This is a genomic window from Vibrio sp. 03_296 (assembly GCF_002265885.1).
The window spans coordinates 1-672 of sequence record NZ_NPKW01001372.1; the positions used below are offsets into that span (position 1 = coordinate 1).

Here is a 672-nt window from a genome sequence, read left to right on the forward strand (position 1 = left end):
TTTGGTATTCTTTGTTTTTGACTCTGATTCACGAGCCTTAAGAGGCTTCTTACCCGCTTTTTCTCGGTCTAACGCGACGTCGTCATCCAGCATATCAAGATAGGCACTCGCGCGAACCGCCGTGACTTTATTGGTGTGTTTATTCTTGTTGGCGTTCGCTTTGAGATGAGTACTGTCCGTAAAGAGCTCTTGACCCGCGACCAAGCCTTTCGTCATGGCTTGCTCTACGATATTGATAAAAATACGTTCGAACACATCCGTGCCATTAAAGCGACGAATGCGGTTTTAGGCTTAGAGTAGAAGCTGTGGATGACTTTACTCGTGTTAATGACATTCCGTAAGAACAACGGTAAGCGACACTTCACTTCAATTTCTTTAACGAGCTGACGCTCACTTTTATACCAAAGATATAACCAAGCAAGATGATTTGAAGAGACGAATAGGTCAACTGTGGACGCCCATTATCTTTACAATAAAGATGAGCRACTTCATCAYGAATGAATTCAAAGTCGATAGCATTATCGATTTTGCGCACTAAATGGTCTTTAGGAACTAACTGTTCCATCGTCACCATTTCCAGTTCGTATTGTTGCGGGGTGGGTTCTTGAAGCATATCGGAGTATCCATATTTCGATACCCCTATTAGATCAAAGGTCTAGCTCGAAAGCTAGA

1 pseudogene is annotated in these 672 nt (G+C 42.8%); it reads right to left on the minus strand.

What is annotated here, in order from left to right:
• Window positions 1–613, minus strand: a pseudogene (locus CIK04_RS32405) (IS5/IS1182 family transposase); the annotation flags it as partial.
• Window positions 614–672: the final 59 nt, after the last annotated feature.